This window comes from Leisingera sp. M658 (assembly GCF_025144145.1).
In the GTDB taxonomy this organism is placed as follows: domain Bacteria; phylum Pseudomonadota; class Alphaproteobacteria; order Rhodobacterales; family Rhodobacteraceae; genus Leisingera.
In genome coordinates, this window is sequence record NZ_CP083546.1 from 3,728,826 (window position 1) to 3,742,860 (window position 14,035).

The 14,035-nt window shown below is 57.6% G+C and carries 9 protein-coding genes and 4 pseudogenes; 7 read left to right on the forward strand and 6 right to left on the reverse strand.

The genetic code is table 11. The annotated features are described in order from the left end of the window. Positions 1–41: 41 nt before the first annotated feature. Together K3724_RS18310 and K3724_RS18315 are read right to left on the reverse strand one after the other, a co-directional pair. A complete protein-coding gene (locus tag K3724_RS18310) occupies positions 42–1,412 on the reverse strand; it encodes a hypothetical protein (RefSeq protein WP_259987978.1) in 1,371 nt (456 codons plus the stop codon). Between the two features lie 309 nt (positions 1,413–1,721). Further along, positions 1,722–1,901: pseudogene (locus tag K3724_RS18315) on the reverse strand (transposase); the annotation flags it as partial. A 360-nt stretch (positions 1,902–2,261) separates the two neighbouring features. Here K3724_RS18315 and K3724_RS18320 point away from each other — a divergent pair. The 5 genes and pseudogenes from K3724_RS18320 (at position 2,262) to tnpC (ending at position 6,906) form a co-directional block, all read left to right on the forward strand. Beyond that, entirely contained in the window at positions 2,262–3,770 is a 1,509-nt protein-coding gene (locus K3724_RS18320; RefSeq protein ID WP_259987979.1) for a DUF2235 domain-containing protein, read from the forward strand. A gap of 209 nt (positions 3,771–3,979) precedes the next feature. Next, a pseudogene (locus K3724_RS18325) lies at positions 3,980–4,258 on the forward strand (IS3 family transposase); the annotation flags it as partial. A gap of 196 nt (positions 4,259–4,454) precedes the next feature. Continuing rightward, a complete protein-coding gene (gene tnpA, locus K3724_RS18335) occupies positions 4,455–4,862 on the forward strand; it encodes an IS66-like element accessory protein TnpA (RefSeq protein ID WP_259987981.1) in 408 nt (135 codons plus the stop codon). After that, the gene (tnpB, locus tag K3724_RS18340) at positions 4,859–5,209 is read left to right on the forward strand and encodes an IS66 family insertion sequence element accessory protein TnpB (protein WP_039133247.1); all 351 of its coding nucleotides are present in this window, start codon (positions 4,859–4,861) and stop codon (positions 5,207–5,209) included. Before tnpA ends, tnpB begins: the two co-directional genes overlap by 4 nt. 59 nt (positions 5,210–5,268) lie before the next feature. After that, positions 5,269–6,906: an IS66 family transposase gene (gene tnpC / locus K3724_RS18345; protein ID WP_259987987.1), complete on the forward strand. Its 1,638-nt coding sequence runs from the start codon at positions 5,269–5,271 to the stop codon at positions 6,904–6,906. Here tnpC and K3724_RS18350 read toward each other — a convergent pair. The 4 genes and pseudogenes from K3724_RS18350 to K3724_RS18365 form a co-directional block, all read right to left on the reverse strand. Beyond that, on the reverse strand, positions 6,887–7,120 hold the full coding sequence (locus tag K3724_RS18350; RefSeq protein WP_259987989.1) for a DUF6429 family protein: 234 nt from the start codon (positions 7,118–7,120) through the stop codon (positions 6,887–6,889). The genes tnpC and K3724_RS18350 overlap by 20 nt on opposite strands. A 289-nt stretch (positions 7,121–7,409) precedes the next feature. After that, positions 7,410–7,592 (reverse strand): annotated as a pseudogene (locus K3724_RS18355) (transposase); the annotation flags it as partial. After that, positions 7,584–7,835, reverse strand: a pseudogene (locus tag K3724_RS18360) (transposase); the annotation flags it as partial. The pseudogenes K3724_RS18360 and K3724_RS18355, both read right to left, overlap by 9 nt. Before the next feature lie 97 nt (positions 7,836–7,932). Beyond that, a complete protein-coding gene (locus tag K3724_RS18365) occupies positions 7,933–8,274 on the reverse strand; it encodes a hypothetical protein (protein WP_259987991.1) in 342 nt (113 codons plus the stop codon). An 859-nt stretch (positions 8,275–9,133) separates the two neighbouring features. Here K3724_RS18365 and K3724_RS18370 point away from each other — a divergent pair. Both K3724_RS18370 and K3724_RS18375 read left to right on the forward strand, forming a co-directional pair. Continuing rightward, positions 9,134–12,955, forward strand: a complete 3,822-nt coding sequence (locus tag K3724_RS18370; protein ID WP_259987993.1) for a hypothetical protein — start codon at positions 9,134–9,136, stop codon at positions 12,953–12,955. A gap of 687 nt (positions 12,956–13,642) precedes the next feature. Further along, complete coding sequence (locus K3724_RS18375; RefSeq protein ID WP_259987995.1) at positions 13,643–14,020, forward strand: transposase; 378 nt, start codon at positions 13,643–13,645, stop codon at positions 14,018–14,020. Positions 14,021–14,035 lie beyond the last annotated feature (15 nt).

The following is a 14,035-nucleotide window of genomic DNA, read 5'->3' on the forward strand; positions in this document are numbered from 1 at the left end:
CCTGGGTTGGAAGTCACAACCGGGTCAAGGCTCGCAGTCATCTAGCTATCGCTGTTACGGGCGGCAGATACCGCGTTTGCGGCGGCGTGGCCCGGATCAGGCGCTGTAGCAGGAGGCTCCTCGTCGGGTGCGGCTTCCTGGTCTGCCTGAGCGCTGTCCGTCTGCGCCTCAAACGATAGCCCGGCAAGCTGGTCGATCATGCGGCGCAGACGGAGCAATAGTGGCTCCGAGGCGAACCCGGCGCCGAACCCTATTACAACCGCGGAAACCGTGGACTCCGGCTCAATGGAGGCGAAGATCACCATGGCTAGAAACGGCGCCGTCATCACCTGTAGTATCTGAAACAGCAGAAAATCCCGGGCTTCCAGAGCGCTAATGGGCCGCTTCAATCCGTGATCTTCGAACTCCCCGATCCTCGCCTTATAGGTCTTTCGGTAGGCCGGCGCCGCGCGTAGCTGAATTTCCGGCAGTTTGCGCGTCATGCTAATAGACCCGCCCAGAAGCGACAGGACAACCACAAAGAGAGGCACTACAAGACCACCGGTAAGGCGGACATGATGTTGGTGTTGTTGGAGCGCTTCCTGAAGGGTTTCCAGCGCGGCTTCCGCCCTAACCGCCGCTGCCTGTAGCTCTTTCGACTTTCCGACAAGCTCTCCTTCAGGCAGGTTGGTGTAGATGACCGTTACTTCGATCTCTTCCACCGCTCTTGCCACCAGATTTTGAACGATCTCAAGCTTATTTGCGCGAGCCTTGAAGGATTCAAATTCGGGAAGGAAATCGTCCAGCGAAGATTTAAGTGCCGATCCTGCTTCAAGCCGCTTGTCATCGCGTTCCTCCAGACCGATGCTCGCAACAGCGACATCGGCGCTGACACTGACATCCACCAAATTGGCCCGCAGGGATGACACGGCGCTTGAGCTGAGAACCGGCTGATTGCTCGCGCCGAGCCCGACCAGCCATTGCGGTGCGGAACCGGTGTTTTCGCAGCTTAGGGGTAATTGCGCAGACTCAACCTCTATACAACCGACAGCGATCAGAAACGGGCTGTTTTCGTATTTCTGAACCTTCCCGTCATGGAAAAAGGCACTGGGGACAATGAAAGGGACGATACAGATGCCGATCGTGAAGATCATAAAAAGATAGCCTGCCCGTAGCGTCAGCAGAAGCCGTTCAAATCCCGTTTCGATTTCGCGTTCATCTGCGCTCGTGGTCTCGATGTCGAGAGGGGGCACAATCCTCCGGGTAAAGGCAAAAATAAAAAGGTAAGCCAAGCCGAAAATTAGAAGCCAGACCAGAAACCCGTATACCCCCGACCAGAAATCGTTTCTGTCGTGGTGATACAGGTAAATCGCCACCGTCATGATGAGTGCAAAATAGACGTATTCGTTATGACGTAGTTTCCTTGGTTGCAATGTAGAGCCCCTCCTTACGGAGCGCTAAAGAACACACCCATTCTCTACGAGGGGACGCGAAATTTCAATAAAAATTCTCTCAAGAGGGGGTTCCGGCCATGCGAAGCTCTCTAAGGTTGAGTTTTTGTTGGTCTGGAAGTTTGCGATCAGGCACCGGATGCCTTCGAGCCAAAATGGCTTCTTGGGCCTTGACCTAGGGCATTCGCCGAAAGCTCTGAAGCTTGATTGTTTGCGCGAGATCGTCACCGGGGTGTGCGTCGACTGGTGCGTGCTGATCCGGAGAGTCTGTGGGCAGGGCGCCGCTTACATGCCAGCGAAGCCCTGCAGGTCCTGTTCCGCGTTCTGCCCGACGCGTCCCCGGGCATAGTTGAAAACTACGCCAGACGGGTCATCGCCGCTCCTTCCTCGGTCGTCCCGGTCCAGTGTCCAGTGATACCCGGTCTTTGTCCGGCCCCGGCCCGGGTCTGGAACCGGCGCCGTGGCCTCGTCGATGACCACCTTGCCCGATTATTTCAGGTGCTCAGACAGCTAGCCGATTACACCCGCAAGGCGTCGCGGTGGCAGTCCGAACCCGAATGCGTTCCGAAGATGTCCTGGAGGTGCTCTACGGCCTGTTTCTTCGACACGGGAAGCCTGAGTTCGTCCGCAGCGACAACGTCCTATGTCGGGAATTTCCGGCTGCTAAGGTCAGCAGGTCATGGAGCATCCGGAGCCCCGGACGCCCTGACAGGTTTACCCAGACGGCCTCTGCGGCAGCGTTGCTCACCAACAGTTGGCACCCTCCATTTTGTCGTGCATTATTCTAATTGCACACGCTCAGAGATTGCATAAGTCGAATTGGAGGCTACCATGGCAAACTTAATCGTCTGTTGCGACGGCACTTGGAACACACCTGACCAGGAAGATAATGGCCTTCCCTCGCCGACTAATGTTGTGAAAATCCATTCCGCCGTGGCCAAACTCGACGCAAATGGCATCGAACAAAAGAAATTCTATCGCCCAGGGGTTGGCACTTCAGGAGGCTGGCTGACGCGCCTGCGTGGCGGCGGGCTGGGCGTAGGCCTGAGTCATGATATCAAGAGCGCTTACAAATGGCTTAGTGATACTTATGAGCAAGGCGATGACATCTACATGTTTGGTTTTTCCCGAGGGGCTTATGCAGTGCGCAGCCTTGCTGGGCTGCTCGGTAGGTGCAGTCTTTTGCGCTTTGACAAAAAACCTCTTGAGGAGGCCGAAAAATGGTGCCGTGTCGATGCTGCTTACAGCGCCTATCGAGCGCTCAAACCCGGCCAGCCCTGGGTTTCGCATTTTCCGAAACACACCGAAGTTAAGGTCAAATTCCTCGGCGTCTGGGATACGGTTGGTGCTCTCGGCATTCCGGATGAACTTTTTATCAACATTATAGATCGGCCCCGAAAGTTCCAATTTCACGACACCGAATTGGGGTCAATAGTCGCCACAGCCCGTCACGCGCTGGCCATCGATGAGCGAAGGCAAACTTTCACACCTACGCTTTGGACCAAGTTCCATCCAAACTGTGATGTCGAACAAAAATGGTTCGCGGGAGTACACGGCGACGTCGGCGGTAGTTATTTCGCTGATGGGTTGGGCGACATAACTCTTGAATGGATGATGAGGCAAGCCGAGGCCAAAGACCTTGTTTTCCGCAATGGCGCTTTTACTCAACTGAAGCCGAACCACATGAGTGTGATGCATAACTCGGTTAAGGGCATCTTCGCCAGACTTCGGTCCCTTCCAAGAAGCGTGCCCAACCTCAAGGTAGGCAACAACAATGTGGATAGCTCTGCCCGCAAGCGACAAAATGATCCACCTTTGAGTCAATCAGGCTATTGGAAGACTAAAACGCTCGCGCAAGGTCAGTGCCATATGCTCGATGTCTATGCTCGGGAACGCTGGAATGCCACCGGTTTGTTTCTGGAAAAAAGTGTCAAATACAATTTCAAGGCCACTGGAGAATGGCTCGATGCCTCAATTCATTGCTCTCCTGACGGCCCAGTTCCCGGATTTCAAGCGGGCAAGATAGCATATGCAGTCACCGCATTTTCCGACTGGCTGCAACATCACCGCCGACGCAAGCCCGGCAACGCTAGCGCTGTTGCGCGCGGTGCGAGGCGTGAAGAAACAATGCCTTGGTTTTGCCTCGTCGGAGTGATTGCCAACAGCTCCGGGGTCGATCCGGATACGCACAAGCTAAGTCCGCATGAAACATTCAAGATAGGTTCGAGTTGCACGTACACGCCCAAAGAGAGCGGCTATCTTTACTGTTTCGCCAATGATCTCTGGAGTTTCTATGGTAATAACAAAGGCAGTGTTCGGCTCACCGTTAAGCGACTTTAGCCTGCCCGTCGTCAGAGGTTTCGGGACAGATGGAGGCCAAATCTAAGAAAGATGGGGTGGCTTACCCGAATGATTTGACTATTGGGCGTCCCTCCGGTCTGACCGGTTCAGTTTTTTTGCGGCAGATCGACCATAATGTCCCTTAGGCTCCAGATTGAACCGCGCCGGGTTTGCCGGAGGCTTCAACTACTGAGTAGGATGAAGCCACAATGAGCAAGACAACAAACAAGTATTCTCCTGAGGTCTGCGAGTGTGCGGTGCGTCTGGTGCTGGACAATCAGGGCCAGCACAGTTCCCGCTGGCAGGCAATCATGTCGATCTCCGCGAAGATCGGCTGTTCGGCGCACACGCTGAATGAGTGGGTGAAGAAGGCGGAAGTCGACAGCGGCAAGCGGGCGGGTGTTCCAACTGATGTCGCCGACAGGATGAAGGCGCCTGGGCGGACGCACCTCACGCAGCAAGCGCCGGGCCGAGAGATCAGGGAAAGCCCGAACCCTCCCTTCCAGATAATCACGGTACGGGTCCAGCACGCTACCTTGCAGCGGACGCGGGCTGTAGCTAGGCGCTTCCAAACCCTGTTCCAGATACTTGCGCACGGTCTTGCGGTCAGAACCAACCTAGCGCGGTAAGGCTCCGGCGGCGGCCGTCTGATCTCGGGATTGATCCGATGGTAAGTCCGGCCTTATGTCCGACTTCAATAACCGCCCTCAAATCGAAGTTCTTTCCGCTGCCGATGGTGATCGCCGCCGGTATTGGTCAGATGATGATAAACTGCGCATCGTTGAGGAGAGCTTTATCGGTCACCGACAAGCGGCAGCCACAGCGCGGCGGCATGGCATTAGCCGGTCGCTGCTGACCACCTGGCGGCGGCAGTATCGAAACGGTGAGCTTGGGTCTTCTCGCCCGGTGCCGTTCGCGCCGGTGACCGTGGCAAAGGGAACTTCCGCGTCGCAGGCAAATCCGGTTGAACCCTGTCCGCCTCCGGACTGTCAGGTTGAGATAGCCCTGCCGAACGGGCGCCGGCTCATCGTGCCGATGGGCGTGGAGCCCGAAGCACTTACCCGGATTCTGGCAGTGGTGGATCGGCAGTGATCGCGTTTCCGGCAGGTGTGAAGGTGTGGATTGCAGGCGGCGTCACCGACATGAGGCGGGGCATGAACACCCTGGCGCTGCAGGTGCAAGAAGGGCTCGGCCGCGATCCCCATGCGGGCGAGCTCTTTTGCTTCCGGGGCCGCAAGGGCGATCTGGTCAAGATCCTGTGGCATGATGGCGTGGGTATGTCGCTGTATCTGAAGCGCCTGGAGGCGGGCAAGTTCATCTGGCCGGTGAGCCGGTCCGGCGAGGCGGTGCAGATCTCTGCGGCACAACTGGGCTATCTTCTGGAGGGGATCGACTGGCGCAATCCGCGCTGGACGCAACGTCCTGCAAAGGCTGGTTAAATGTTCCGTCGGGCCTGTTTTTATTGGCGCCCCTCGAGCCCGGATGATAGACATCCGCCATGTCGAATACCGCTTCCGAGCTTGCGAGATTACGCGCTGCCCTGGCCGCTGCGGAGGCCCGCGCAGAGGTTGCGGAAAGCGAACTGGCACAGACCCGCGCCGTCGTGTCCTGCTCGGAAGCGATGATCCAGGAACTCAAGCTTGAGATTGCCAAGCTGCGCCGCGACAAATTCGGCATCTCGTCGGAACGGCGCGCGCGGTTGATTGATCAACTGGAACTGCAGCTTGAAGAACTGGAAACGGCGGCAACCGAGGATGCCCTGGCCGCAGAACAGGCGGCTGAAAAGGCCAGCAAGGTGCGCGCCTTCACGCGCCGCCACCCTGTGCGCAAGCCGTTCCCCGATCACCTGCCGCGTGAGCGGGTGGTTGTCGAGGCACCTGCCGCCTGCACCTGCTGTGGCTCGGATCGGATCGTGAAGATGGGCGAAGATGTCACCGAGACGCTGGAGGTGATCCCGCGGCAGTGGAAGGTGATCCAGACCGTGCGCGAGAAGTTCACCTGCCGGGCCTGCGAGAAGATCAGCCAGCCACCGGCCCCGTTCCATGCGATCCCGCGCGGATGGGCCGGGCCCAGCCTGATCGCCATGCTGGTCTTCGAGAAATATGGACAGCACCAGCCGCTGAACCGGCAGGCCGAACGCTTCGCCCGTGAAGGCGTCGAGTTGAGCTTGTCGACCCTGGCCGATCTGGTCGGGCATGCCACTGCCGCGTTGCAGCCCATCCATGCCCTGATCGAGACCCACGTGCTTGCCGCCCACCGCTTGCATGGCGACGACACGACCGTGCCGCTCCTGGCGCGGGGCGGTGCAAAAAAGGCCCGTCTCTGGACCTATGTGCGCGATGACCAGCCCTGGAATGGTGGCGCACCACCGGCTGCGTTTTTCCGCTTCTCGCGGGATCGCGCGGCAACCAATCCCAATCAGCACCTCGCCGGATGGCAAGGCGTGCTGCAGGCCGACGCCTATGGCGGATACAACGATCTTTACCGCGCTGACCGAGATGCGGGCCCCGTGACCAGCGCGCTGTGCTGGTCGCATGCGCGCCGGAAGTTCTTCGAACTTGCGGATATTGCGGGCAACGTCCGAAAGGGCAAACCGGCCCATCAGATCTCGCCGGCCGCCCTGGAAGCGGTGAAACGGATCGACGCCATCTTCGACATCGAGCGCGAGATCAATGGGCTGGATGCCGATGCCCGGCTTGCCGTCCGTCAGGAACTCTCCCGTCCCCTGGTCGATAATCTCCATGACTGGCTGCAGAAAGAGCGCGCGAAGCTGTCCAGGCACAACAAGGTGGCCAAGGCGATCAACTACATGTTCGAGAAAGAGGGCCGTTGGCAGGCCTTTACCGCATTCCTCGATGACGGGCGCATCTGCCTGACGAACAATGCGGCCGAACGCGCCCTGCGCGGCGTGGCCCTGGGCCGGAAGTCATGGCTCTTTGCCGGCTCCGAGCGCGGCGGTGAGCGGGCCGCCGCCATGTACACCCTTATCGTCACGGCCAAAATGAACGGCATTGATCCGCAGGCTTGGCTGGCCGATGTCCTCGCCCGGCTGCCCGACATGCCCGTCTCGCGCGTGCCGGAACTTCTGCCCTGGAACTGGAAAGCCCGTGAGGGCGTTACTGCGGCGGCCGCGTGAACAACCGTTGAAACAGGGCTTTTGAGCGCTGTAGCCCTTCATCGGTCAGCACTACAGATTTGGCCCGGTTAACCGGGTCATGGATCAAACCCTTCCGATGCAATCGATCCAGTGCCGACCAGTCCATTCCCTTCCAGGCGCGACACTCATCATGCAGCGTCAACCAGAGCAGTCCCAGAACCGCGTCGTCAATCTTGTCCTCGTCGATCTCCATGAACAACGGGTATCACATCACAGAGCCAATGGGACCGCGGTCTTCGCCGGAGCCTTACCTAGCGCGCGATGGCCGAGATACTCAGCCCCTGTCATCGTAAATCGTGGATCAAAACGATCTCCCTCAATCCCTTCACCTGACTGCCCCTGTCTCTCGATAATCAGAGCATCAGGCCTGTTTCCCGCGACAGCGCCAATTCCAAATACTTGGAGTTTGGAATTGGCACTGCCGCTGCCGGGTGGGGAACTTTCAATTGCCACTTTTGGGGAGATTACGGCTGCCACTAACAGCCGCGCTGCCAGGGGCTTTGAGGATCACAGAAGAACACCGGGATGCCCGTATCTGTCTTCAGCTTCGCATGTTGTGCCATCTCAGCACCCTGGTCCCATGTGAGTGATTTGCACAAGTGGCGTGGAAGACTCTGAATTGATTGGGTAATGGCATCTCGAACAGCCTCAGCACGATGACCAGCAGCCAGACCGGCCATCATCTGGGCAAAGATGCCTTTGTCGCTCCACCGCTTCCAGCGGTTGTACAAGGTGTTGTGCGGGCTGTAATCTTTGGGCGCATTACGCCAGCGCAAACCATTGCGATTGATGATGATAATTCCGCTCAGAACACGCCGGTCGTCAACACGCGGCTTACCGTGGGACTTCGGAAAATAAGGCTCAAGACGGGCCGCCTGCGCGTCCGTCAGCCAGAAAAGATCAGACATATCACCGCTCATTTTTCGAACCGTGAATCACGCCACCCACCGGAGATTAATGGGTCCTTCTCTATTCGGCGTTCATTAGTCAAGCGCCATCGAGCAGTCATTTGCGGCGGGACTTCAGGTCTTTCGCGGGCCCTCGCTTCTCTTCGGGATCAGCACGCTGGCCCTTGTTCACCTGCGCCTTGAGGAAGGCCTTCGCGTGGCGTGTCTCGATACAAATCACCGGAAGCCCCGTGCGCGCCAGCCCTTCGAACAACCATTGCGACAGCGGACCGGCTTCCAACCCAACCCGTTCGAAATGGACCCCGATGCCGGTCAAGGCCAGAGAGAGCTCCTCGGGGTGGCTCGCAATCTTCATTTCTGAGCAGACTTGGCCGTCGTCATCGACCACACAAATGGCCGTTTCTTTTACCGATACATCCAATCCGGCATAATGCTTCATGCTGTGTCTCCTTCCCTGATGCTTGTGGCTGCTTCACACAGACCACGTATTATCATCAGCTCGAGACGCAGCACCTACCGGAGACCGAGGCTGGAAGTGGGGCGCAAGCCGAATACCCCATCTGCCCCTAATTCAATAGCCTGCTAGGTGAGACTCTCGCACCCCAAATCATCTGACGGCGGAAAGGCAGGGCGCTGAAAACATTGGAGAAGTTCTCCTTCTGCGCCGCGGCATGACTTTTTTGTCACGATGAGGTAAAATTAGTTTAAATTGTATTGTAACGATGGCGCTCTCCGTTTTCGCCCGTTGAGAATAAGCGCGCAACACAACTGTTGAGCTATATTTGCTCACCACTTGATTGTTAAGCGCGGCTTTACTTCCGGTGTTCGTGCAACGAAGTGATGCGACCTCCACACAGGAGTTACTAGAGATGAGCAACTCTAAGGCGCATGGCAACGATGTTTCAGGACTACAACCCGCGCTTCGTTGCAAGACACTAAAGGTGTGGGACAGACCTCACTATGAGGTTATCTCCTTCGAAGCACGTGAAACGTTTCGCACGTCGGAGCACCAGGCCGACCTAATCGCAAAACGCCAGACGAAACCAGGACTCAGAGTCTCGTGGGTTGGCCAATGGCTGTCTATCCAACAGGAAGGCGTCGCAGTCGACTTGGTGCCGTTAGAAGATTCGGGTTTGTCCGCCCTCTTTCGTCGTCCATCTCCGCTTTTGGACGCAATGAATTCTGTGAAATGTTTCGATCTCCAGACCGATGCAGAGCTGAATTACAGGGCAGTGGGTAGCCCAACAATTCAAATTCAGCTGACAAGACAATCGGAGCTTTGATGAGTAGGTTTCACCATGTTAGATTTCATTGCGCAGGTCATCAGTTCCGTCGTTTCCGCAACTGAAGACATAAGGCAGCTCGTTCGTCGGTGGCGGATCGAACAACACTGTGGGGCAGCTAAAACCGCGATTACCACAGCTAAAAACCTCCATGTTTCCTTAGCCGAAGACATCCTGTCGCGGGAGAGCTATGCCGACGATTTGTCAGTGACTTGGCAGGATGTCCTGAATCTCGGTGATCCGTTCAAAGGGCTGCACGAACGCCGGCTCGAAGATCTGGAAACCCGGATCGTCGATAACACCGAAGAAAAGGGAGAATGGTTCGCGGTGCCCGATCCCGCCACAGTGAATGCGCTGCAGGCGCCGCGGGTAGCAGCGGTGCGTGCCCAAGCAGAGAGCGACCTGACCGCAGTCCTTGAGGGGGCGCTGGAGGCGGCGCTTAAGCAGTTCGACAAAGACTGTAGAGCGATCTCGAACTCTGCGGAGGGGTTTGATCAGACCCAACTCCGAGCAATGACGGCGGAGAAAAGGAGCGAATTACTACAGATCGCGGATGCGACGAATGCGCGGCAGGACGCACGTAAGAAGCTTGACGCAGCGAAGCCGAATTGGGCTGGCCGCGTCAGAGCGTCCTATCGTAACATGCTTCTAGAAAAACTGGTGGAATTCAACTCAGAAGAGCGTCCAAAGTTGATCGTTGAGGTCGAGCGCAACCGCACGGCGGCGTACTGGATCAAGAAGCTGTTGCTTGAAGGCGAGAGTGTACCGAGCGCAAAGCTGAGCGGGATTTACCAGATAAGTGATCAGCATCTGCAGGACCAGCTAATCAATACCGTGACACTAACGGTGATGGAGAACGGCGAGTTGGCCTATCGCGCAAGGGAGCGCAACGAGGGCGGACGGTTTCCTTTTGAGAAGAACTACATGGACCCGAGTGAGGGTTTCAAAAAACAGGTCGAAAACACGCCGCCCGACCCGCAGGCGCGTAGCTCGGAAGACCGTGTTCTGCCATTCGCCCTACGGTTCCTCGATCAGGTGCGGGTGCCTGCGACGAGTTCGGCGCGTCTGACACAGGCCGGGTCCTTCGATCTGCGACAGCATGATCGGGTAGACCGGGTTCTGCTGCAGTTCGCGGGCGATGTGCAGGGCGTACCGCTCGACGCAGATGAAAGCCAGTTCCGCGATCTGCCCTATGTCACCAACTATCCGGGCACAAAGCGGATCACGGACTGGCTAAAGGGAGGGGCTGCGCGGCAGATTTCTGTCGCACTCCGCCCCGATGGGCTTCTGGCCGTGGTCGTGAAACTGAACGACCGCAAGACGACTTATAACAGCAACTTTCCCGGCGCTGTGATCCGGCTACGCACGGATTACAACCAAGCGCGTCTAATGAGCCTTTTGATCGTAGCGCTGGTGACGCGGGTACTGTACGGCGCGAGCTTCGAACGCTTTTTGCCCGAGAGATGCGGCGAGAGCGAGCGGCTGCACATCCCGAGTTTCTGCATCTGGCCGCTCCAAGTCGATCCGCAAGGCGCCGTGACTAAGGCTGAAACCGTCCTTGAGCAGTTCGCTGCTGGCAAGCTCACTCGAGAGGCGGTTCCACGCTGGGCAGTTGGTTGGACCCCCGCACTGCACAGTGATGCTCCGATGGTTGATGCGCTGGAGGCGCGGTTCACCTCTACTGCCGAGCGGCATCTGCGGGTGCTGAATTCGACCGACGCGGGTCCCATCAAAGTGCGTAAGGGCGTCAACGAGCATGACGCGCTATACAAGCTGACCCTGTGGTTCAAATACACGTGTCTCGCGGGGGGGGCGCTCTGGGCGGCAGCAGTGCTGTCGACCCTTGTTGTGGCCAATGCCTATACTATCAACGAGCTTTGGGCGATCACATTTTTGTTTTCGCTGATCGGCATTTGGCGATGCCTGATTTGCTGGGGTTTGTCGTCGCGGGCGGGTGAGGCCGGCTCACCGGCACTGCGGTCCAGGTGGTCGTCGCGGCTGGTGTCGACGTTTTCCGAATTTGTGGACGCCATGATCGACTTGGCTTTTACACGCCGTCAGTTTTTACTTATAGGGCCGGTGATTTTGGCCGTCGCAATAGGTGCAGCCTACCTTATTTCAGAGTGGCCGGATTTGTCTCCAACTCTGAAGCCAAACGACCCAAAAGCAGCGGGCTCTGTTGCCCTCAACTTGTGGGGTAATAACAGCGAAACGGCTACCGGATTTCAGAAGGCACTTTACAAGGGGGTCTGGGCGCTGCCGCTTCTCGCCATCGGTTTGATGCGGCACGGGTACATGCTTCTTTACGATTTGGTGCTGCAGCGCGGGCAGTTGCAGCGTAAGCTGAGTTCGGTGGTGGGCGTCGCGGAGACTTGGTCTGCTGGGCGCGCCATGCCGTCCCTGATGTCCGCACAAGAAGGCAATGCGCCTACACTATCAAAGGAGAAAGCTGCAGCGATCAGTGCGGCGATCGCCCAGATGAAATCACAAGTGACAGAAGACCTTGCCGCTGCGCGGTCGCGATTTGACAAGGGGTCGGCTGCAAATGCGGCTCTGGTAGCAGTTATCGGGCTGCTGGCGCCGTTCAGCCAAATGAGTGCAGCGACGCTCTCGAAAGTACCCGATCCTGACGCTTACGCGGGCCTTTCCGCCGAGTTGGAAAAAGCTCATCCCGCCTTGGTCGAAGCGCTGCGTCCGCTGGTGCCGAAATGGGACGGCCCCACAGAGACGCAGGTGAAGGTAACACCGCAAGTGCTGGCCGATCTTGGTAAACTCAACACCGAGCTTACTTCCGTACTGGAGACCTTGCGGCAAATTCAGGCGCATCGAGATGTCAATATCACCGCTCGGACGGAAGAGGCGCACAGGCGTCTTGGAGGCCTTTTGGCAAGTTTTGAGCGGCTACAGCCCGCTCCCTTGAAAATTGAGGCCGACACGACATTGGCTGATAAGTCGCTGAGGGCCCTCGAGGAGAGAACCAAGCAAATGCAGTTACCCGATGTCATGATAAAGGTGGACACCCAGAATGCACAGCGTGCGCTGTATGCCTTTTCACGAACCTTGGGTCAGATGCAGCCGCCTGCGGTGACACTGGAGACGGAGAAAGCGCACAGCGCGCTCGAAGAGTTGTCGCGGACCATGAGGCGGATGGCGCACGGAGTGAGGGTTCCACTTGATGCTGAAATCGGTGCCGCCCTTCGGGATTTGGGTCTCTTGAAAGCTGTACTCGAACAGATGCAGGAAGGCATCAGCATTCCCGTAGCTCCCGAAGGCAGAGTTCAATCGGAGACCGTACCTTGGATCAAAGTGGATCTTGCTTTCAACAACGCGGCGACACAGCCGGGAAGTCTGCCCCTAGTTTGGCGGGACGCGCTGATGCAGTGTGACAAACTGGGCGGAATGCGCTTTCCCAAGGGCAAATCGGATTTGAAAGATGGTGTCTGGTTTAATGTGCTGGGCAAGGACGGCACCCGGATCGACGAGGGCGAGGCGGCGCTGGACGCACTGATCGCGCGCGCGCAGGATTGGAAGGCGGCCACACCTGCAGCGACGGAAGGGGCTAGGCGCCTCTATATCCTCGGGTTGACCGACGCGCGCGGGAATGCGACCTCAAATCTCGATCTATCCAAGCGCCGGGCCGATACAGTAAAGAGGGTCCTGTCACAAAAACTGACCGGTTTCTCGATAGTCGTCCTGCCGCTGGGAGAGTCGGGTTGGCTCACTGGCGAAGGCCTGCCGGAACAGGAAGACGACGCAAATCATCGCAGCGCGACAGTTTTTCTGTGCCCGGAGGCCGTGCGGTTTGCCGGTGACCAAGGGAAAAGAGAAACGCAATGACTGCGGTCAAGATCAATCGCATAGCCAAGGTGCAGAGGTGGCCTGAGAGATATGGACGGGTGATTTAGGCGGATTTGTTTCCCTAATCCGGCACCGTTGCGGGTACGAAGGAGCAAAAATGGCAAGACGACCAAGACGAAACCACAGCCCAGCCTTCAGGCCTGTACGCGTCCAACATCGCCGCTTTGTGGAAGCTCGAAATCCTATGAACCGCCTTTGCCATTTGGGGATATCGTGCGGAGCCGCATTCCGGTGAAACCGGTGGCATCAGTACCGATGGACTCCCAGGTAGGGCGACATAGAACCGCGTAGGCCTGCCAAACTGATGGTGTCCGGGAAATCCAGCTGGTACTCCAAAGTATCCTTCCTCTGTATACTCGCGCATCCCATGGGGGAAATGGGCGAATAACTTTTCCTTTTTGGTGTGACGAACGTTTATCCAGTATAGCGCCGACGCCCAATGCGGCTGGATCTGGTTCATCACTTGAGGTTGGATTCCGGCCTTTGATTTCAAAGAACTGACAAACGCCGAACCTGCAGCCTTGTTAGTGTGGAGCTGCTTCTTTGGAACCCTGCTTTTAGCGATACAGAATGGTTGTAGTGTAACCGGCGTCTGCGCCCCACGTTGTAGCGCCCATCCCGTGCTGCGAGATCTTGCACATCTCACAGTGGGGAGTGCGTTTCGCAATGTGCGCTACAAATTCGTTTCTCAAATCGTTGGGCGTCGAGATCTACGCGTCGGGTCACCGTCGGTGGCCGGATGACGCCAAGGCCCAGGCGGTGGCGGATACGCTCGAGCCGGGTGCGACGGTGAATGGCGTGGCCGCGCGGTATGGGGTCTTAGCGAACCAGCTGTCGGCCTGGCGCCGGCTGGCGAAGCAGGGGAAGCTGGTGTTGCCAGCGGCGGAGCTGGACGAACCGGTCTTCGCCCCGCTGGTGGTCTGCGATGTTCCGGAGGTGCAGCCGGAGCCGGACATGGCCGCATCAGAAGAGATGATCCGGATCGTCTGGGGCGAAGTCAGGATCGAGCTGGCGCCGGGCCTGTTGATTTCCGCTGAGAAGTGACCCGGTAGCCTCATA

Bases quoted from the DNA above. Each gene is read 5' to 3' on its own strand.
- tnpA (WP_259987981.1), top strand. From the start codon at position 4,455: ATGTCCGACTTCAATAACCGCCCTCAAATCGAAGTTCTTTCCGCTGCC.
- K3724_RS18375 (WP_259987995.1), top strand. From the start codon at position 13,643: ATGTGCGCTACAAATTCGTTTCTCAAATCGTTGGGCGTCGAGATCTAC.
- K3724_RS18350 (WP_259987989.1), bottom strand. From the start codon at position 7,120: ATGGAGATCGACGAGGACAAGATTGACGACGCGGTTCTGGGACTGCTC.
- tnpC (WP_259987987.1), top strand. From the start codon at position 5,269: ATGTCGAATACCGCTTCCGAGCTTGCGAGATTACGCGCTGCCCTGGCC.
- K3724_RS18320 (WP_259987979.1), top strand. From the start codon at position 2,262: ATGGCAAACTTAATCGTCTGTTGCGACGGCACTTGGAACACACCTGAC.
- K3724_RS18365 (WP_259987991.1), bottom strand. From the start codon at position 8,274: ATGAAGCATTATGCCGGATTGGATGTATCGGTAAAAGAAACGGCCATT.
- K3724_RS18370 (WP_259987993.1), top strand. From the start codon at position 9,134: ATGTTAGATTTCATTGCGCAGGTCATCAGTTCCGTCGTTTCCGCAACT.